A 20707-nucleotide genomic window follows, 5' to 3' on the forward strand; every position below is an offset into this window, starting at 1 on the left:
GCTAGATTCTAGTAGAATCTAGCTATGCTATTTTTTCAGTGCGATGGCTTCTTTGACTAAATCATCGCCGGTATTAAACGCCTTAGCATTCATTGAGTAACCGCGCTGATACAAGATAAGATTTGTGAGCGCATTACCCACATCGACATTGCTTGTCTCTAGGTATTTATGCTTGATTTGCCCAAATTTGAGATTCCCATCATCGCTCCAGCCTAGGATTGGGTTGCCGCTTAGGACTCTGTTTTGCCCGCCTAGCGCATTTGTCCCTAGGCTATAAACATTATCGCCCATTTTTTTAAGCCCCTGATCATTGACAAACGCCACCACGCCTAGCCGCCCCATAGGCTCGCTCACGCCATTGCTAAATGCTAGAAAAATAATGCCATTTTCATCGATTCTAATATCTTTGAGCGAGCCTTCTGCCTTGCCATCTTGGCTTGCTTCAAGCATTTTAGAATCCTCATAAGGCAGATTCCTTGAAGTGTATTTATTGCTGCCTGTGATAGAGTAGGCGATTTTGGAGTCTTTGAAGTCAAGCTCCATAGGTGCGGACTCTGGCTTGCCGTCTTTGTCAAATGTCAGCTCTTGCGTTATAGGCTCTTTGCTTATCATAAACTCGCCGCTAAAGTCATAAACTGCGCTTTGCACAAGCCAGCGTTGCGGGATTGGTGGCGTGCTAGTAGGGTCGCCTGCATCAAGCAGATAGTATTCACTCTTTAGCAAAAATTTCCCCCCATCTTCATCATAAATATCAAGTGAAGTAGTGTAGGTGGCGATTTTTAGATCTTTGGACTGAAGCTGCTCATCTTGGGCAAGCGGGACAGCAGCGGTGCTAATGCCTATGCGATTAGAGAGTGCGCCGCCAATGGTTACTTCAAGTCTTTGACTTTGGGGGTTTTTGACATTAAAAGCGAGATTCCCACGCGCCCCAAGTGTTGGAGTAAGCTCTAGCCCGCTTTTTTTAAAGAGCTCCATAAGCTCGCCTATGGTGCGAAATTCATTGGCACTAGCCCCGCCGCTGCCATAAGTGAAGCGCAGGCTCTCCTCACTCTCACTGCCTTCTTCGCCCTTTTTAATCGTGATGATAATATCCCTAAATGCGCGCGGGTCGAAGGGCTGCCCATCATCATCAGCAAACGATGCGACATCTTGGCTTTTTACACGCGATTCATCAATCACGCCATTTGGCACAAGCAGCTCCTGCGCGCTTTTGAAGTTGGACTTGGCGTTGAGATTGACAGCCACATCGACTTTGGTCGTTACCACCGGGTGGAATTTGAGCTCTTGGGGGATTTGCAGGGGCTGCATTTGCCCGCTTGGCAGAGAGGAGAGATCTTGCTCGCTAGGAGATGAAGTAAAAATCCCATTATCGATTTTCCCTAAATTTACGCCATAGACATACTGCCCACTAGAAGTTACCAAATACCCATCAGAGTCGCGGTTAAATCCGCCATTGCGCGTGAAGTAGATGGGCTGGGGCATTTCATAGCCATCTTCTTTAACCGCAAAGCTGCCATCTTGCTTCTCGCCCACGACAAACCAGCCCTTGCCCATATACGCCACATCAAACTGCCCATCACTTGGGTGGTAGTTGCCATTTTTAGTAGAAATAGCATTGCTAGCCCCTGTGGCTCCATAGGAGCGGTCGTTGTTGGTGATGGTGTTGGAGTTGAGCGCGTCCATTTGCGCACTAAAGAGATTTTTAAACTCAGGCACATTTTCTTTGAAGCCATTGGTATTGACATTGGCGATATTATTAGCGATAGAATCTAGCCCAAATTGGTGGGTTTTCATACCGCTATATGAGTTTAAAATCGTGTCATTCATAGCCATATTTGCTCCTTTGCCCTAGTTTCTCCACGCTACTTCACGCACCCTATCGCACTAGCTCTTTATCTTTGTCATAAAACTCAAGCGCAGCACTAAGGGGCAAGATCAGCTCGCCCATACGGATAAGCGGCTTGCCTTTATCAAATAGCACGCTTTGGATCTCGCCTCGCCCTACGCGCGTGGTTAGGTAGTGGTTGGTCTTTGGGTCAAGGTTGTATTCTGCTTCCACAGAGTAGCTGCCAGAGTCCATCTGCTCGCCCCTGTCATTAAGCCCATCCCAAGCAAAGTCTAAATACCCTTGCTGCCCGTTTTTATCATCAAGTGAAATGCTACGCACAAGCTGCTTGCTTTCATCAAAGATTTGCACCACTGCCTTGCCCTTGCTTGTATCAATGGGGCGGTCAAAAAAGAGTGAGAAATGCACCTTGCTCTCCCCTGTGTAATTCACACCGCTCACATCAGTTTCAGCGATTTTGCCCACCATCGCCACACTTTGGAATGCCGAGCTTTGCGCCATCTGCCCTGCTGCTTCAATGCTGCTATCCACACCTTCGCCAAGCTTGTCCATAGTCTCTTTAAGCGTGGATTGGAAGTTTTTAAACTCTTCATTGCTCTCTTGCATAACTTTCATAGAATCCACCATTTCTTTCATCGCCTTTTTGTTTTCTTCTTGCATTTCTACTTGGGTTAGCTGGGCGGTTTGGGTGATGATTTTCTCCGTCTCCATAGGTGCGGTTGGGTCTTGGTTTTTGAGCTGCTCTAAAAAGAGCTTCATAAAGGCATCTTTATCTAGCCCATTGGCGATTTTGGGGGACTTTTCTTGCGTTTTTTTGATTTGCTCTGCCTGCTTTGCTCCTGTAACTTCTGCCAAATCAAGTGCCATACTCTCTCCTTAATTTAGATTCTACGCATAGAGTGGCAGCGTGATATTCATCTGCGCTGGGGCTTGGGCGATCTCATCAAGCCCGATCTCGCCTGTAAGATCACTGCCACCTCGATCATTATCGCGCCCATTGTCTTCTCTATTGCCACCGCTAAAGCTTCCGCCACCAGAATCTGTGAAGCTCAAATCCACACCTTCAAAGCCTTGCGCGATGAGATTCTGGCGCAGTTCGAATTGATTTTGCGCAAAAAGATTAAGCGCTTGGGGGTTTGACACCACGCTGATTTGGAGATTTTTCCCACGCTGTGTGATTGTAAGCTCGATACTACCAAGCTCTTTAGGAGAGAGCTCCATAGAGAGACGATTCATCGGGGGTTTGAATTTCTTAATCTCCTGGTCAAATTGTGAGACAAAGGACGCGATAGCCTCTTTCACCATAGGCTTGCTTTCACCCTTTAGCGCGCTTGACCCTAGTCCTGCGCCAGCTGCAGCGAGTTTAGATTCTGGTTTGGCTTCGGGTTTTGCGGCGCTCTCGCTTGTCTTTGGTGTGGTAGTTTTTTCTAGTATTTGCTCCGTGTGCTCTTGTGGTGCAAATCCCTGCTCATCAAACGAGAATTCAGCAAGATCCAGATCTTGACTTGTTTTGGCAAGCTCTGGATCTTGGGCTAGTCTTGTGGTATTAGCCGTGGTATTAGCTGACTCACCTTTGGCTTTTGCGTTTTCTTTGATTGACTCTTTTAGATTCTCATGCGATTTGCCTTGAGAATCTCTGCGTGCATTGCCTTGGCTTTTTGCCTCTTGCACAAGTGCGGCTACGCCTGCTTGGGTAGCGATTGTCGCGCTTGCCCCTGCTGCTGTGTTGAGTGCTTGTTTGGCAAGCGTGGGTTTGGGCATGGGGCTTGTCAAGGCGTCTTTGATAGGATTTGAAGCAAAAAGCTCTGCCTTTATCTGCTCTAAGTCTAGCTCCTTGCCTGCGATAATGTCCTTTTGTATCTGCTCAAAGACTTTTTCTTGTCGCTCGTTTTTAATCCTAGATTCTGTGATGTTTTTAGGCAGAATCTTGCCACGATTGATGATGGCGATTTTCTCTGTTTTACTCTCAATGGCGTATTCTATGCGATTAGCCTTGCTGCTTCTGCGCGCTGCGGCATCAAGGGCATTTGCCGCGCTAAGCATAGAAAAAAATGGGCGCAAGCTCACCTCATCTTGCTTGTCAAAAAACTGCTTGATCCCTTCACTCACTGGGGCTTGGCGCATACCGGTGCGCGCTTGCAGGGAGTTTTTAAACTCCTCTTCTCCAGAGATTTGCCCAGAGTTTTCCCCGCCTTGATGAAATTCTGCTTTGCTAGGGTTTAGCCCGAGATCTTGTGCCTTTTGCACCACATCGCCAAGTGTTTTTGCCCCTGCCGCACTTGCTGCTGCTCCAGTGAGTTTAGATTCTCCTTTTGTGTTTGCGCCTAAGTCTTGCGCACCAGATTTAGCAAGGGGTGTGGCTTTTGCTCCTGCTATACCTGGCGTGTTTGGCTGGCTGCCCTGTGCAATCTCGCCCGCAAGTGCTTGCGCAATTGCACTAGCACCAAGCCCGCTCATCGCTCCTGGCATGCCAGCTTGCGTATCTCCAAGCTCACGATCGCTAGAGTTTCCGGCATTTCCGCCAAGTGCTTTGCTAGCATTTGTCCCAGCGCCTTGTGTGCTTTTAGGCTCTGTATTTGGCATGTTTGCAGGGATTTTAGATTCTGGTGCGCCTGCTTTCGCGCTCGGGATTGATGATTGTGGTGTAGCGGGTGTGGCGCTTGAGGTGTTTTGTGCGCTTGGAGTATTTTGCGCAGACTCAAGCTTATTTTGCGTGATTTTGGAGAGAAAAGTTTCCTGTGGCTCTTGCTTTGCCATGTCATTGAGCGTTTTTTTCTTAGGTGCATTTGTGGCTTCGCTACTTGGCGCTGCATTTGGGCTTTGTGGGTTTTGCGCCTCTCGCGCACTCTCTTGCAGCAAGCTCGCGAGCTCATCTTTTGGCTTTGGTGCTATGGTGGAGAGCCCAGAATCTAGCCCAGCGCCTGTGAGTGCGCTATTGGTTTTGCTTGTAGCTTGCGGTGTAGTCTTGGAAGCTCCTGGCATAGCACTTTGTGTGCCGGTTTTAAGCGCTGGCGAGTTTTGAGATGCGCTTGGATTTGAATGACCTCCTGCTTGGGCTTGAGCTTTGAGCGATTTTTCTAGCACGCTTTTAAAATCTGGAGTGGATTCTGGCACACTAGATTTAGCAGTAGGATTTGCCACAGACTTGGGAGAATCCACGATAAATGGGGCTTTCTTCACGGCTTCGAGATTGCTTACTTGCTCCAACACGCATAATCCTTGTTAAGAAATTTGCAAAATCAAAGCAAAAATAATTCCATTTATAAGCAATCTAGCACTTTGTGGCAGTATATTGGCTGCGGTGATTTGTGGATTGTAACCCTAAGCTTTTAGAATATTTTGGAAGTTTGTAGAATCTAGCGCACGCCAAATAGCACTTAGAGCGGGAGGGTATATGTGCGCTTATTGCGGTAGATGACACACTCTTCATAGCCTGCGCTTCGTGCAATTTCTATGCAGTGCTCATAGCCAGCGCCAACTTGCTGGATATTATGCGCATCTGAACCAAATGTGATAGGAATCCCGCATTTCCTTGCTTTATATAAAATCGCTGGGCTTGGATAGATTTCGCCTACTTGCTTACGCAAGCCCGCAGCGTTTATCTCTATACTCATATTGGATTCTGCAATTACCCCAAGCGCATAATCAAGCTTGCTCTCTAGGCTTTCTGGCATGTGGTAGCCAAAAACCTTGAGCAAATCCAAATGCCCCACGATTTGAAAATGCCCGCTTCGCGCCATTGCTGCTATCGCTTCAAGATACTGCGCCCAGCACTGCACCATATCGCGTTTGGCATATTCGCCGATGAATTCTGGGTTATCAAAGCCCCAGGAGTCTAAAAAATGCACCGAGCCAATCAGGTAATCAATCTCCGCGTCCAAAACGCTAGACTCTAGCAGCTCTTCTCTGCCATGGATAAAATCCACCTCCAGCCCACAGAGAATCTCCATACCCCCTGCAGCTTTAGTAGCAGCTTGCAGTGCTTTGATGTGTGCAAGATAGCCAGGCAGATCTGCCAAGCCCATACGATAGCGCTCATCAAAACGCATGGGCGCATGGCATGCAAACCCATATATATCTATGCCAAGATCCCTTGCGCGTGCGACAAACTCTTCAGGCTCGCCTTGTGCGTGATTGCATAGCGGGGTGTGATTGTGTAAATCTACGCGCATATTTATGCTCGAGAAACCTTAGCGCTCGCTTGTGTGCTAGTATCTTTGGATTTAGTATTGTGGGATTCTTCGCGAGATTTGCAAAAATGCTCTTGCAAAAACTCCTCGAGGTTAAAGCGCGCACGCGTATGCTCGGTAAAAATATGCACCATAATCTCACCAAGATCTGCGATAATCCAGTCTTCGCTCTCTTCATCGACATGGTAGAACACCTCGCCCATGGGCTTGCAAGTGGATTTTAGATGATCAAGCAGTGCATGAGAATGCTTGCCAGCAAGCGCAGTGGCGATAACTACACTATCAGTGATATACTCACTGCTCTCCACATCAAAGATTGTGATGTCTTGGGCTTTTTTTTCATCGAGGGCTTGAACTATGGTTTGCGTGCGTTTGGAAAGTGCGGGAGTCATGTGTGTCCTTTGGATAAAATGCTGGCGTATTTTAGTATATTTTTCTTACAAGCTTGGCGATACTTTGGGGCAGAGCATGGGCGATTTGCGTAAATTCTCCGCGCGCGATTGCAGCGCGGATTTGACTCGATGAGATCGCATAGGGGCGAAGCGCAATAGGCGCATGGCAAGTGAAGCCCAGCGCATGGATATGCTCAAGAGTGTGTGCAAATGCTATGCTAGATTCTGCGTGGGAGAGTGCTTTGGATTCTGCTAGCTTAGAATCTATGGCATGCGCACTAGATTCTCGAAGTATTGGCAAAATCTCCACAAGTCTTGCGAGCTTTGTAGCTTCTCTCCAGCGTGGCAGTGAAGCAAGTGAATCGCTACCAAGTGCTAGCAGGGGCTTGGTGGCAGCGTCTGTGTGAGAATCCCGAGAATCCATTGTAGATTCTCGTGCGAAATACTCCACCCACTCTATGGCATAAATAGCTTGATTATTTTTTTGCGCGCGCATTTCGTAATCGCTTACCTCCACTCGAGATAAATGTGCGCAGAGCATTTGTAGCCATGCGATACGCGTTTGGATTGGTGCGATTGGCATGGGTTTGAAAGGATTGCGAAAAGCGGGGATAATAATGAGGCGCTGGGCTATGGCATGTAGAGCAGTGATAATCTCTACATGCCCGATATGTGGAGGGTCGAAACTCCCGCCAAAAAGCACGAGGGAGTGTGTGTTTTGTCTGGCGGATTGGGCTTTTTCTCTTTTTGGCGTTGGCTTTTTGCGATAAATTGTCGATTCTGCGGCGGTAGAAAGAGTGTCCCTAGAATCCTCGTTTTGATGATCGGCGGATTTTGCTCGTTTAGCCTGTTTTTCTTCACGGATTCTAGGCATTGCGGTGGGGCTTTCGTAGTTTTTTGGGGATTTGGGGGTAGAGCAAGACTGATGGTCTGCGGCTGCCTCCAAATCTCCAAAATCTGCGGAATGTTCACCCAAGACCGAATCCATTATAGCTTCACTCCTCCATATCAAAAGTGCTAGCACGCGTAAGCTTACTAAACTTCACCCCCTTAAGCCCTGCCATATCAAGAGAAAATTGCTGTATCTGCCTGCCTAGCCCACGCAAAATAATCGTCTCAAGGCAGTTGTGCGCATCGATATGAATATGCGTGGTGCAGAGGATCTCTAGCCCATTGTGGCTGGCGTTATGCCCTAAATCAATGATTTTTTGGTTGAGCTCTCTTTGGTGGTGGTCATAGACGATGACTAGCACGGCTGTTTGGGTGCTTGTGTCATCTTGCCACTGCTCTTGGGCGAGCTTCTGGCGCACAAGGTCTCGCACAAGCTCAGAGCGCGAGGTATAGCCCTGCTTGATAAAGCGCGTATCCATAGCTTCTAGCAAGCTTGGCTCTAAAGAGATAGAAAATCGCACGACTTTGTGATTGCTCATACTACTCCTTATTGTAGAGCCACTTTTGCGCGCGCTGCTTTAGCCCGCTTACATCACTTGAGGCAAAAAACTCTATTGCCGTTTTCTTATATGCATTGGGCGTAAGCGAAAAATGCTCCACCAAATACTCTACAATCGCATCGCCAGAGTGGATAAGCGTGCTTTGGTGCTGAAAATACGCGCTAATTTCTTTAGCGATAAGCGGGAAATGCGTGCAGCCTAAAATAATCGTATCAGGAGCTTTGCCGCCAAACTCGCTTGCTTGCAAAAATGGGCGCAAATAGTGATCTAAGCAGGCTTGCAAGATAGCTTTGCCACTTGGCGTGCGGTAGCTACCTTCCTCTACGATTGGCACAAACAGCCCTGTCGCCACCGCGCAAAGACGCGAGAATCCAGCTTTTTGCAGCAGCGTTTGATAGCGTGCTGAAGTGATAGTCGCTTGTGTGCCTAGGATTAGCGTGCTAGAGTCTAGGGCTGGATTGGCGTTAATCCTAGCTAGCACGCCTGGCTCTATCACGCCGATAATGGGAAAGCTCGCGCAAGATCGCATAGATTCTAGCGCATACGCACTCACGGTATTACACGCCACAAGCAGCATATCTACCTTTTGCGCACGGAAAAACTCCAAGCACTCTAGGGCAAAGGTTACAATGGTCTTCTCATCTTTGACGCCATAAGGCACGCGCGCCGTATCGCCAAAATACACCGCACTCTCAAACAAAGTGGATTCTAGCACGCTTTTTGCGACACTAAGCCCCCCCACGCCACTATCAAATATCCCCACTCGTTTATATGATTTCACAGCCCTGCCTACTCTTTTTCATTCATTTTGTTTAAAAACTCTTCATTATCCTTGGTTTGCTGCATTTTGGCATAGATAAAGGATAGGGCTTCTATATCGTCCATTTGCTGCATCACATTGCGTAGCATCCACACTTTTGTGAGCTTATCTCTGCCAAGTAGCAAGTCATCTTTGCGCGTGCCGCTTTTAAGAATATCAAAGGCAGGGTAGATTCTACGATCAGCGATATTGCGCGCTAGCACGATTTCGGCATTGCCCGTGCCTTTAAACTCTTCAAATATCACTTCATCCATTCTCGAGCCTGTGTCAATAAGCGCAGTGGCGATGATGGTAAGGCTACCGCCTTGCTCGATATTTCTCGCTGCGCCAAAAAATCGCTTAGGCTTATGCAGCGCGTTTGCATCTACACCCCCACTTAGCACCTTGCCGCTAGCTGGCGTTACGGCATTATACGCTCGTGCAAGCCGCGTGATAGAATCGAGCAAAATCACCACATCTTTGCCGCTCTCCACTTCGCGTTTAGCTCTCTCTAGCACAAGCTCTGCCACGCGGATATGGCTGCTTGAGGGCATATCAAAGGTCGAGCTATACACGCTGCCTTTCACACTGCGCTGCATATCTGTTACTTCTTCTGGTCGCTCATCAACTAGCAGCACCATAAGCTCTACTTCTGGGTGATTGGCACTAATGCCGTGCGCTAGCTCTTTCATAAGCTCGGTTTTACCCGTGCGAGGAGGGGCTACGATTAAGGCTCTCTGCCCCTTGCCAATGGGGCTAAAGAGATCGAGCATCCTCCCTGTAACCTTTGTGGGCTGGTATTCTAGGCGGAGCTGCTGTGTGGGGAAAAGTGGGGTGAGATTATCAAAAAGGGGGCGGTTTTTCATCTCTTCTAGGGATTTGTAATTGACTGCTTCAATTTTTAGTAGCGCGTAGTAACGCTCCTGCTCCCTAGGCAGACGCACCTGCCCTGTTACAATATCGCCATTGCGCAGGGCGAAGCGATAGATTTGCGTTTGACTGACATAGGTGTTGTTTTTACTATCAGTGAATGTCTCATCAATAGCGCGTAAAAAGCCATAGCCTTCTTGGGTAATCTCTAAAATCCCGGTGAAGAGTATGTAGCCACCTTGAGAGACTTGGGTCTTTAGGATTTCAAACATCAAATCTTGTCGCTTAAACTCTTGGGGGTTGTCGATTGATAGGCTTTGGGCGATAGCGATGAGCTCGGCTATGGGTTTGATATTGAGCTCTTCTAGCTTATAAGCTTCCACAGGGATATGCTGCTGCCGTTTATGAGAGTGATCTGCCATTAAAAATCCTTAAATATAGATACGCGCATGTGAAAAGCGTGAGAGATGATAAAACGCACGAACACAAATGCTAGAATCTAGGGGAATGAAATGTGGAAATGCGATTGTAGCGAAAATCGCAAAAAAATCAAACAAAAAACGCCCCGCTGGCGCAAGTAGCGCCAGTCATTGTGTCAATAATGGTGGGTAAGTGGATTGCTATTTTTTATGTAGGCTATTGATATAGAATCGAATCGAGCCTGTGCCTTCTTTTTGCGCCCATTCAAACGCGCTAGAGACAAACGCCCAGTTGATATGACTGAAGAATTTCTCTAAATACGCTGGACGAGCGTTTTTATGGTCGATATAGTAGGCGTGCTCCCATACATCACTTACAAGCAAGGGCACTTTATCTTCTGTGATAGGTGTAGCAGCATTGCTTGTTTGGACAATTTCTAGCTTGCTAGATTTTGGGTCAAACACCAGCCAGCACCAGCCAGAGCCAAAGAGTGTGGTAGCAGATTGGATAAACTTTTCTTTAAAGCCCTCCACACTGCCAAATTCTTTCTCTATCGCAGCTTTTAGCTCCGCACTCATCTCGCTTGACTTTGGCGCGATGCAGTCCCAGTAGAAGTCGTGGTTATACACTTGGGCTGCATTGTTAAACACGCCGCCGCTAGACTTTTTGATAATGTCATAAAGCTCGGCATTTTCAAACTCATTGCCTTTTGTTAGGTTGTTGAGATTATTGACATAAGTTTGATGATGCTTGCCATAGTGGAAGTCAAAAGTCAGCGGGCTTAGGAAGTCTCCAAAAGCGTCTTTTTCATAAGGTAATTTGCGTAGTTCAAACATAGATTCTCCTTGAATTGATTAGTAAGCGATGAGGCTATCCAACACTCGCAAGCGCTATTATAATACAAATCACAAGAGAAATAAATTATAGAGATTACAAAATGCGATGAGGTAGATTCTATGGTTTTCTTGTTTATGGGTTTGTGCTTGATTGCGGTGTGGGAGTGGCTTGGTGGAGAGCCATAGGCAGTTTATCCGCCTATGGATTTGGGGCTATTGTTTAATAGAGATTGGCTGCCCTTTAGCGGTAATACAAGATTTACCAATGATAATAAGCGACCAAAATGATGAGCTAATGTCGATATTTGTCAGTGCATCTGCGCCCGCATTTCCCTTGCCTTTTGCTGATTGCTCAAGTGCTTTTGCCACAGCCCCACTTACGCGGTTTTGCGTGTTGCCAAGCGGGAATCCAAACAAGTGCCACACGCAATCTTTACCTTTGACATAATCGCCTTTTTCTACATTTTGCATTGGGAGATTCCCTGTAGAAGCGACAGAAAAGCGCGCTAGATTCTGCGAGCAGCCAGTGAAAAACAACCCTGCAGCTATAAGACCAAATACAAGAGACTTTTTCATAAAAACTCCTTAAAAAATATGTGCCACGATAATGATTTATACGCGAGCGAAGCAGGATTATACAAATCAAAAAAAAAAAAAACAGCTTAAACTTTTGGAGAAATTATGCAGATTTGTAAGGGTTCGAGCTTGGTGGAAATCTCAAGCGAGATTTGTTAGGAGAGAAAGCCTACTTGCTTTGTTAGATTCTTGCAAAAGCTAAGTTCCGTGGAGTGTTTGTAGAAGTATCTTGCTGCATATCACGATTTTCACGCGTGGTTGCGCGGGGATTTTGTAGGGGCATTATAGTCCAAGTTTCATAGAGTGCTTTCAAGTGCGCAAAGGCTGGCATTTACAGGCGTAGATTCTGGCTAGTGGTATATGGATTTTCTGCTTCCATAATCGCGCTTGCCACCGCCACGCCTGCTAGCCCAAGCTTCTTTAGTGGTGTGAGTGCAGGGAGATTATCTTGCGTGATCCCACCAATCGCCACTACGGGCAAGTGCATGCCTTGTAGGCGCATTTGCATGAGAATCTCGCGCACACCATCGATACCGATAAGCACACTATCTTGTTTTGTTTGCGTGGGAAACACAGCGCCCACGCCTAGATAATCCGCCCCAGCCATGCTAGGCAGAAGTGCAGGATCACGCAGGGAGCAGCCGATGAGTTTTTGCTCGCCTAAAATCTCGCGCACTTTTTGTAGTGGGAGGTCGTTTGTGCCAATATGCACGCCACTTGCACCACATGCTAGCGCAATATCTACGCGGTCGTTGATGATAAGTGCGGCGTGGAATCTATCTGCGAGTGTTTTGAGTTTGCATGCCAGCGCGTAATACTCCCTGGAATCTAGCTGTTTCTCGCGCAGCTGCACCACACGCACTCCGCCTTGAAGTGCTAGCTCCACAATCTGTAGAAATTCTTCATCGCTCCGCTGTCCTCGAGAGGCTACGAGATAGAGACTTAAATCACATGCGCAAGACACGCCTCTAAGCCTGCTGGCACTAGATTCTACTGCTTTCATACGACTTTGAACTCTTTAGGGTGATCAAGCGCGTAAAGGAACTTCTCCTTATCAATGCGCTTATCCCAGATACTCACCATGACACATGCGATGACATTGCCGCAGAGATTACCCACGGCGCGCATTTCGCTTAGGAATTTATCAATCCCCAAAATCACCGCCACACTTGCTGCGGGAATAAGCTGTGTGCCATCTGGAGAGGTGAGTGTCGCCAGTGTGCCTGCTAGCACGATAAATCCACTTCCTGTAACACCCACTGCACCTTTGGAGGAAATCATGAGAATAAGGATAAGCGTCATGGTCTGCACGAAGCTTATTTGTATGTCAAAGGCTTGGGAGAGAAAAATCACTGCCAGGCTTAGGTAGATATTTGTCGCATCGAGATTGAAGCTATAGCCTGTGGGCATAATGAGACCTACGCTGGCTTTTTGCACGCCTGCGCGCTCGAGCTTGCGCATGAGCGGGGCAAGCGCTGTCTCGCTGCTAGAGGTGGCAAATACAACCAGCACTTCGGCATAGATGAAGCGCATGAGCTTAAAGATATTGATCCCACCGATATAGCAGATGACCCCAAGCACTACGAAAATAAATGTCAAAATCGCCAGCGCCATGGTCAAAAGCAGCATAATCATGCCGCCAATGGAGCTAAAGCCAAAATGCGCGATGAGATAAGCCATCGCCCCAAAGGTGGCTAGTGGGCTATACCAAATAAGAATTGTTAGCACACGGAAAAATGTCTCTTGCATGCTTTCAAAATATTTCACGCCTTTTTGTTTAAACTCTTTTGGCGCGAATGACAGCACTACTGCGATAAACAGCGCCATAACAAGCACTTGGAGTGTTTTGCCCTCGACAAAAGGCGAGATAGGATCGTGTGGAATCGCGCTTAGCAGGATATGGTAGAGCTCCTGCCCCACACTTCGCGCCTGCGCACTACCTTGTGCGATATAGTCCTGCACGCTTGAGATATCAAGACTCGCAATATCCAGATGCATGCCAGCTCCAGGTTTTAGCCACTTGCCAAACAGCACGCCAATTACAAGCGCAAAGGTGCTCACCACTTCAAAGTATATGAGTGTCTTTAACCCTAGCGCGCCAAGGGTTTTAAGATCTTCAAGCCGAATAATCCCAGTAATGATGGTCAAGAAGATGATGGGACCCATGAGTAGTTTGAGACCCTTGATAAATGGATCAAGCGTGTAGGTTTTGGACTCTATGGAGAAATGGTAAAAAAAGCGCACAATCATGCCAGAATCTGGCTCATACAAGTTTCCAATACTTCCGCAGATAATCCCAAGCACCAGCCCAAGCAGCACCCAAAATACGAGACTTTTAAGGAATTTATGATGAATAGGGGAATGGCGATGTTTTTTCACAAGCGACTCCAACAAGGAGATTGCAGAATCTTAAAGCATTAGAATACCCCAGAATCTAGCTAGATTCTGGGGCGTAAATACAAAGTGGAGAGCAGATACCTGCCAAAAATTTATGCAAGTTTGCCTTTGATGTCAGCGACCCACGCTTTGATTCGATCAGCTGTTTTGTCATCTTGATTATCTTCATCAAGCGCAAGTCCTACGAATTTGCCATCGACTACGGATTGAGAATCAGAGAAATCATAGCCATCTGTGGAAGTTTGACCTACGATTGTCGCGCTGTCTTTAGCTTTGTTGTAGATATGGGAGATACCATCGCAGAATGTATCAGCATAGGTGTCTTGATCACCAAGCCCGACAAGCCCAACAACTTTGCCTGCAAAATCTGCGCTGCTTAGTGAGTCTAGGAAGTCTTCCCAGTCTGTTTGGAGATCGCCACTGCCATAGGTAGGGGTTACAAGCACGAGATTTTTAAACGAAGCGAGCTGATCTTTGCTAGCGCTTGCGACATCGATGAGCTCTGCATTGCCTAGTTCGCTTGCGATTTGCTCTGCTGCATTTTTTGAGTTACCGCCATCACTTCCAAAGAAAATTCCAACTTTTTCCATTTGTGTCCTTTATTAGAAATTGAAGCCTAAATATGCCAAATTTGTTTAAATAAGGCAATAAATCTTTCCTAAAGTTCGCCCATCTTGCCGGACTTAAGGTAGCCCCAAATCGAGCAGGCAAAATCATAGTCCTACGAGAATCACACCCAAAGCGCACTTCATAACTATATCGCAGCAAGATTTTGAAATACCTTGCGTTTATCGCGCAGGATTAAATCCCTAGGCATGTTGTAGTCGCTCTAGCTCTGCTTGAATATGGTTGATAAACACACCACTATATGGCGCATTGCTATCAAGCTTTTTGGCAAAATTTTCCAATATCCCAGCGTATTGGTCTTTGTGTAGCTCACCCTTTAGCAAGGCGTATTTGAGATAGAGCCAGTAAGTGTTTAACACATCGCTCTGGCAGTAGGTATTGATCGCCTGCAAATCGTGCTGCTCATAGAAAAGCGTATGCACTAAGTCCCCACTCACATCGTATTTTCCTACAATCCCTAGCATTTTGCATACGCTATCAAGCTTGAGTGCGCGCACCGCGCCAAAATGCCCCAGAGAATCCAGCAAATCTGTATGCCAATACTCGCTATATCGCGCGCGGTAGTTCTCCCATTTGCTCTTGCTGCGATCTTGGCTATTTGTCTCAAAATAGCTAAATGCGCTGCAGTTGTAACGCATGGCTTTTAGCATGATTGTTGGCAGGTCAAACCCCCTGCCATTGAAGCTCACGAGTCGTGGCTCTTTGGTATTTAAAAATTCCAAAAACTCCTCCACCAAGCAGCGCTCAAGCCTATTGATTTGCGCTAATTGTGCCACTTGAGAATCTAGCGCGAGATTTTGCTCTATGTCATCGCCCACACTTTTGCCAAAGCTGCCCACTTTGACGAAATTCCCATAATCATCACATATCACGCTTGCAATCGCAATGATTTTATGCCAATAGATAGGGAGGAAATTTGATCCTGTTTTCTCTAGCTGCACTTGAAACGCGTGCTCACAGATTTCAGTAGCATTTTTATCTTGCAAGCCGTATTCTGCGGCGATTAGCTCGATATCAGGTATCGTTTCTATATCAAATACGCAAATCATCTATGCCTCCTTATGTATTATTCTGCTGTGTTTTGTTGTCTCCATCGCTTCTGTCGCCATAGGAAAATACAGGCACAGAGATGTTATACCAAATCGCCCAGATTCTAATGATAAAACCACACGCTACTGCAATTATACTCGCGACTTCCGCCTCTAGCCCAGCTATACACAGCCAGTAATACAGAAGTGAAGTGAGAATCGCCACGCCTGCATAGAGCTCTTTGCGAAATACTAGTGGCACGATCCCGCAGAAAATATCGCGCAGCACCCCTCCAAACACTGCTGTAATCACCCCAGAGCTTACCACCAGCACGACACCTAGCCCCTGCGCGCGCGCCACTTCTGCGCCAATGACTGCAAATGCCACAAGCCCTAGTGCGTCCAATACCAAAAATAGCTTCTCTAATCGTGCAATCACGCTTGGGATAAGTGTAGTAAGTAGGGCAGCAGCACAGACGACGATGATGTATTCTGGGTGGGCAACCCAAGTTAGAGGGTAGTGGTCAAAGAGAATATCGCGTATCGAGCCTCCGCCTATGGCTGCGGCGAGCGCGATAAATAGCACACCTATGAGATCCATTCTATATCGCCCAGCTACCAGTGCCCCGCTCATGCCTTCAGCTGTGATGCCAATGATATATAGCACGAGCAAAAACATCTCTACACTCCTTGATTTGGCAGCTAGGCTTGAGATTGGTTTTGGTGATGAGATATAGGCTTTAGATTCTGTGCTATGAGATTTTGGGTAACTTTTGCCTAGAATCTAGATCTAAAACATCAAACGCAAACCACCATTGACTTGTGTCATCGTGGGCACGCCCATAGAATCCATATGTGTATTTAGCACATTGATGACGCCAATGACATTATGCGTGAAGCCAATCTCCATGGCGAGATTGAGCTCGTTTTGGTTGGCTTTGGTGCGAGTGGTTCCAGATACATAGTCATAAAAGCTCGCACCATAGGTGAGCAGAAAATTAAATCGCTCGACTTTTGTGGCGATTTGCGCATAGATGAGATTGACATTTGGCTGGGTTTTTAGCACTTTACCACCCCAGACAAAAAATGGATCAATCGTATTGCCCATCATTGCTAAGCTTCCCCAGCCAGATTCTTTGCCCGTGTGGATATAGCCTACTGCGACATCAAACACATTTGGTAATCCAAATGAAGCTTGGGCATAGAGTGCGTTGGCATCTTTGTGGGAATTGATAATCCCGCTTGTGGCTAGGGTGTTGTTATGCTCGATACTATAGGCATAGCCGACATTGCCCTTTAGCTCAAAATCCAAGAATGACACCTTGCTATCGATTCTGCCACCTACGGCGGTGAAAATGGGCGGAGCGAAGTAGGTGTAGAGTTTTGCGCTTAGTGTGTCATTTAAGATGTAGTATTTTAGCCCTGTGTAATACACACCGACTTTTGTAGGGCGGTAGAATCGTGTCATCTGGTAATAATCGATTCGTCCATAGTCATTGACCCAAAATGCTTCAAGCAATAGCTTTTCAAATGAGCGATTTCGCACCCAGACCCCGTCTGTGAGCATATTGACCCAGTCGTTTGCGATGGCGATTCGTCCAGCTTTCACGCTGGTATCGCCATCGAAATACTCGATAAAAGATTCTGCGATAGCTGCTTGATTTTGGTTAAAAAAGTCTGCTCGCGTATCGCCTCTGCCGCCTGTGGGGGCGAAAAACCCAGTATGCGCATCGTAGAATGACGCCACCGCGCGAAACCCAAGCGAAGCACGGAAGTTTTTATAAAATCCAGAAGTATAGCTTAGCCCAACATTACCCACGAGATAGCCTAGATTACCCATATATGCGTAGTGTGCGAGCCCTATCCCCTCATCGCCTACGCTCATCGCACCCCCTCTTTGTAGCCCGACATAGTTCCCATACAAGATTACATCGCCTTTGCTTACGCCATTTTTGAGTGCTTCATCAATGCTTTCAAAGCCAAGTGCTACTTGCGCACATAGTGCTACGCCACACACCACAGAAAAAATACTTTTCATCATGCTCCCTTTTTCATGCTTTAGATTCTAGCCATAGGTTATCTAGCAAGCGGATTCCGCCTACACGCGCGGCGAGCAGGACGATCGCGCATACCCCATTGCCAACCTCCTCTATAAGCTCTAGTCTCTCATTGACAATCTCCAGATGCTCCACTTCTATGTTTTTTAGCGCTTGTAGCCCGATAGCTTGTAGCTCTTTGCTTTTTGTAGTGCCATTATGCAGGGCGTTGCGGATAGATTCTAAGGCGCGTGGGAGAGCTAGCGCGGCTGTCCTGTCCTCTGGCTGGAGATAGCGATTACGCGAGCTAAGTGCAAGCCCGTCATCATCGCGCACAATCTCACAGCCATGGATTGTGATAGGGATACACAGATCGCGCACCATTTGACTTATGATGAGTAGCTGCTGGGCGTCTTTGCGCCCGAAATAGGCATTGTGCGCGCGCGTTAGCATAAAGAGCTTCATCACAATCTGCAATACCCCGGCAAAATGGCTAGGGCGTGCGAAACCCTCCAGCACATAGCCCATGGATTTAGGCGGTAAGAGACTGACTTCATCAAGCGCGCTTGTAGCACCAGAATCTAGTATTGTAGATTTGTTGGGGTTAGATTCCGGGGAGCTTGGCAGGCTTTGGTTAGATTTTTCATACATCTCCTGTGCTTCTGGTGCAAACACCGCGCTCACGCCAAGCGCAGCACACATCGCATAATCTTGCTCAAATGTGCGTGGATAGCGCGAGAAATCTTCCCCCGGAGCAAATTGCGTGGGATTGACAAAAATTGAGACGATTGTGTGGGAGTTTTGTGTGAGACTTTTTTGTATGAGCGATTTGTGCCCGGCGTGCAGAGCGCCCATGGTAGGCACAAGCCCTACGCTAGGTCTTGCCCTAGAATCTAGCGTAGAGCAAGACTTGTGCAAAAGCCTATCAAACTCACAATCGATTTGGGCGCGAAAGGCTCGCAGCTCATCTTTTGTGCGAAGGATTGGCGGCTGGCTTGTCATAATGGATTCTCGTTTTTGGCTAGGTGCTTGCTGGCATGATTGATTTGTGCGAGTGCAGATTCTATGGCAGCTGCTGGGTTGTGGGAGTGGTAAATCGGGCGACCGATGACAAGAAAATCAGCTTGTGCTTGCACGGCTTGCGTGATTGTGGCGATGCGCTTTTGATCATCTGGCTTTGCGCTCACACTAGAATCCCCAGAATCTTGGGGGCTAGATTCTGGAGCTGGGCGAATGCCTGGAGTTAGGGTTAGGAGATTGGGGTGGGCGGATTTGATTGTGCTAGATTCTAATGGAGAGCAAACTATGCCGCTAACACCAGAGTCTGCTGCGAGATTGCTAAGCGCACGCACGCCAGAATCTACTCCGCAACCATACACACGCGCGAAACTTTCATCATCAAAGCTTGTAAGCGCGCTTACTGCCATGACAAGCATGTGCTGATTGTGCCTATCAAGCCGCTCCATGACTGCGCGCATACCATACACCCCAGCACTCGCATGGAGTGTGATCATATCCACGCCAAGCGCGGCGCATTCTTGGGCTGCATCTGCCATGGTGTTTGGGATATCATAGAGCTTAAGATCTAAAAAGATTCTAGCGCCACTCTCGCGTCTAATCTGCTCTAGCCCTAGCTTGCCATCACGGATAAATGCGCGTAGCCCTACTTTGAGCCAGATATTGCTACTATGGCTTATATGTGCCTCTGCACGCATTTTCTCGCCTACGACTCTGGCGATTTGGAGATTTTGCTCAAGACTTGGGAGATCTAGGGCGATGACAAGCTGCGGGGTTTTAGGCTTCATTGCGTGTTTTTCTCTTATACCAGATGATATATATCGTAGCAATCAATGCCACAGCGCCAAGCGTAGCTAGCACAATGTAATGTAGCGATTTTCGAATATCAAATTCACTAGCTTTGTCGATTAAGACATTGGCAATCCCGCTCGCGCTCAAATCATCGCCAAACATTTGCCCTACATAGTAGCCAAATATCGCCAGAATCGTAATCCATATCAGCGCACCAAGTGTGGTGTAGATACTGAATTTCCAGAGATTCATTCTAGCAAGTCCAGCGGGCAGAGAGATATACTGGCGCACACCAGGGATAAGTCGCCCTAGAAATGTGCTAATCTCGCCATGTCGAGAGAAATAGCGCTCCATTTTCTGCATGCTCTGCTCACTGAAAAACACATACTTCCCAAATCGCACGATAAATGCGCGCCCAAAATAGAGTGCGAGCACATAGTTAAACACTGCGCCAGCTAAACTTCCTGCTGCGCCACAAAATAGCGCTAGCCCCATATTCATCGAGCCTTTATAGGCAAGATAGCCCGCTGGTATCATAACCACCTCGGAGGGGAAAGGGAAAAAGCTGGATTCTAGGAACATCATTAAAAATATCCCCACATATCCCAGCGCACCGACGGTATCGACGATAAAATGGATAATTTCATTCATGAGATAATGCCTTTGGTATTTACGAGATTTGAGAAGGGTTGGTTTGGGCTAGGAAGCCTGTGATCGCTTGTGCGTGTAGCACTGGCTCAAACTCGATAATGCTATGGCTAGCGATTTGGCGCAGAGCAAACGGATCGTTTTTGGCAAATTCCTGTGCAGCTGCGAGCGAGGCAAAACGCCCGATAATCATACCGCCTACGCGCGGGGTTTTAGGACCAGAAGCGAGCAAAAATCCTGTCTCATAGCCCTTGGCAAGGTAGGCTCTATGCTCGGCTAAATGCGCCTCAATCACAGCCAGATCTGCTGTATATGTAACATCAATAAGAAAAAGATGAGAATCCATAAGCCACACTCCCTAGAATCGATACAAAACCATAATAGTAGCAAAATTTCGCAAACCCTCCGCCAAAAGCACTAAAAGTGGCAGAATCTTGGGCTTGTTGCAATAAACATAGATAGAATGGCTTCTGCAAATACATGCATGAAAGACAAAACTCCCTACAGCTCCGTTTTTAACACTGCACCATTTGCGGCATTGCTTACAAGCAGTGAGTAGCGTTTAAGCCACTTGCTTGTTATCTCTTTTTTGATTGGCTTCCATTTTGCCCCTCTCAATTCTAGAGTCTTAGAATCCACTTTCAGCTCCAAGCTCCCACGCGAGACAGAAATCTCTATAATATCGCCATCTTCAATTAGTGCGATAGGTCCCCCTTCAGCAGCCTCTGGGCTTATATGCCCGATACAAGCCCCCCTTGTCGCCCCGCTAAATCGCCCATCGG

At 47.3% G+C, this 20707-nt stretch carries 21 protein-coding genes and 1 pseudogene; all 22 read right to left on the reverse strand.

What is annotated here, in order from left to right; genetic code table 11:
- Positions 1-27: 27 nt before the first annotated feature.
- The gene (locus tag Q0171_RS03545) at positions 28-1833 is read right to left on the reverse strand and encodes a flagellar hook-basal body complex protein (protein WP_299326836.1); all 1806 of its coding nucleotides are present in this window, start codon (positions 1831-1833) and stop codon (positions 28-30) included.
- A gap of 55 nt (positions 1834-1888) precedes the next feature.
- Positions 1889-2713: pseudogene (gene flgD / locus Q0171_RS03550) on the reverse strand (flagellar hook assembly protein FlgD); the annotation flags it as partial.
- 21 nt (positions 2714-2734) lie between these two features.
- Entirely contained in the window at positions 2735-5056 is a 2322-nt protein-coding gene (locus Q0171_RS03555) for a flagellar hook-length control protein FliK (protein ID WP_299326838.1), read from the reverse strand.
- 167 nt (positions 5057-5223) lie between these two features.
- Entirely contained in the window at positions 5224-6018 is a 795-nt protein-coding gene (locus Q0171_RS03560; protein ID WP_299326840.1) for a histidinol-phosphatase, read from the reverse strand.
- A 2-nt stretch (positions 6019-6020) separates the two neighbouring features.
- On the reverse strand, positions 6021-6428 hold the full coding sequence (gene rsfS / locus Q0171_RS03565; protein WP_299326842.1) for a ribosome silencing factor: 408 nt from the start codon (positions 6426-6428) through the stop codon (positions 6021-6023).
- A 31-nt stretch (positions 6429-6459) separates the two neighbouring features.
- Positions 6460-7404 (reverse strand): nicotinate-nicotinamide nucleotide adenylyltransferase, encoded by a 945-nt coding sequence (locus tag Q0171_RS03570; RefSeq protein WP_299326844.1) that lies wholly within the window; start codon positions 7402-7404, stop codon positions 6460-6462.
- Positions 7405-7423: 19 nt separating this feature from the next.
- Positions 7424-7858, reverse strand: a complete 435-nt coding sequence (gene nikR, locus Q0171_RS03575; RefSeq protein ID WP_299326846.1) for a nickel-responsive transcriptional regulator NikR — start codon at positions 7856-7858, stop codon at positions 7424-7426.
- A gap of 1 nt (position 7859) precedes the next feature.
- Complete coding sequence (gene murI / locus Q0171_RS03580) at positions 7860-8660, reverse strand: glutamate racemase (RefSeq protein WP_299326848.1); 801 nt, start codon at positions 8658-8660, stop codon at positions 7860-7862.
- 8 nt (positions 8661-8668) lie between these two features.
- Positions 8669-9970 (reverse strand): transcription termination factor Rho, encoded by a 1302-nt coding sequence (gene rho / locus Q0171_RS03585; RefSeq protein ID WP_299326850.1) that lies wholly within the window; start codon positions 9968-9970, stop codon positions 8669-8671.
- A gap of 198 nt (positions 9971-10168) precedes the next feature.
- Positions 10169-10804 (reverse strand): superoxide dismutase [Fe], encoded by a 636-nt coding sequence (sodB, locus tag Q0171_RS03590; RefSeq protein ID WP_299326852.1) that lies wholly within the window; start codon positions 10802-10804, stop codon positions 10169-10171.
- Positions 10805-11017: 213 nt separating this feature from the next.
- On the reverse strand, positions 11018-11380 hold the full coding sequence (locus tag Q0171_RS03595) for a hypothetical protein (protein WP_299326854.1): 363 nt from the start codon (positions 11378-11380) through the stop codon (positions 11018-11020).
- A gap of 331 nt (positions 11381-11711) precedes the next feature.
- Entirely contained in the window at positions 11712-12383 is a 672-nt protein-coding gene (thiE, locus tag Q0171_RS03600) for a thiamine phosphate synthase (RefSeq protein WP_299326856.1), read from the reverse strand.
- On the reverse strand, positions 12380-13759 hold the full coding sequence (locus Q0171_RS03605; protein WP_299326858.1) for a cation:dicarboxylase symporter family transporter: 1380 nt from the start codon (positions 13757-13759) through the stop codon (positions 12380-12382). Before Q0171_RS03605 ends, thiE begins: the two co-directional genes overlap by 4 nt.
- Positions 13760-13869: 110 nt before the next feature.
- On the reverse strand, positions 13870-14367 hold the full coding sequence (locus tag Q0171_RS03610) for a flavodoxin (RefSeq protein ID WP_299326860.1): 498 nt from the start codon (positions 14365-14367) through the stop codon (positions 13870-13872).
- A gap of 219 nt (positions 14368-14586) precedes the next feature.
- On the reverse strand, positions 14587-15453 hold the full coding sequence (locus Q0171_RS03615) for a 3'-5' exonuclease (protein ID WP_299326862.1): 867 nt from the start codon (positions 15451-15453) through the stop codon (positions 14587-14589).
- A gap of 10 nt (positions 15454-15463) precedes the next feature.
- Positions 15464-16111 carry a trimeric intracellular cation channel family protein gene (locus Q0171_RS03620; protein ID WP_299326864.1) on the reverse strand — a complete coding sequence of 216 codons (648 nt, stop codon included), beginning with the start codon at positions 16109-16111 and terminating at the stop codon, positions 15464-15466.
- A 111-nt stretch (positions 16112-16222) separates the two neighbouring features.
- On the reverse strand, positions 16223-17470 hold the full coding sequence (locus Q0171_RS03625; RefSeq protein ID WP_299326866.1) for an Opr family porin: 1248 nt from the start codon (positions 17468-17470) through the stop codon (positions 16223-16225).
- Positions 17471-17483: 13 nt separating this feature from the next.
- Positions 17484-18470 carry a pantoate--beta-alanine ligase gene (gene panC / locus Q0171_RS03630; protein WP_299326868.1) on the reverse strand — a complete coding sequence of 329 codons (987 nt, stop codon included), beginning with the start codon at positions 18468-18470 and terminating at the stop codon, positions 17484-17486.
- Positions 18467-19273, reverse strand: coding sequence for an orotidine-5'-phosphate decarboxylase (pyrF, locus tag Q0171_RS03635; RefSeq protein WP_299326870.1), 807 nt, complete (start codon positions 19271-19273; stop codon positions 18467-18469). The genes panC and pyrF overlap by 4 nt, the downstream gene beginning before the upstream one ends.
- The gene (locus Q0171_RS03640; protein ID WP_299326873.1) at positions 19263-19928 is read right to left on the reverse strand and encodes a DedA family protein; all 666 of its coding nucleotides are present in this window, start codon (positions 19926-19928) and stop codon (positions 19263-19265) included. Before Q0171_RS03640 ends, pyrF begins: the two co-directional genes overlap by 11 nt.
- Positions 19929-19947: 19 nt before the next feature.
- Positions 19948-20271 (reverse strand): YciI family protein, encoded by a 324-nt coding sequence (locus tag Q0171_RS03645; RefSeq protein ID WP_299326874.1) that lies wholly within the window; start codon positions 20269-20271, stop codon positions 19948-19950.
- Between the two features lie 155 nt (positions 20272-20426).
- The coding region (locus tag Q0171_RS03650) for a dihydroxy-acid dehydratase (RefSeq protein WP_299326875.1) at positions 20427-20707 on the reverse strand (281 nt) is incomplete at its 5' end.

The sequence above is a fragment of the uncultured Helicobacter sp. genome (assembly GCF_937906905.1).
Lineage (GTDB): Bacteria > Campylobacterota > Campylobacteria > Campylobacterales > Helicobacteraceae > Helicobacter_B.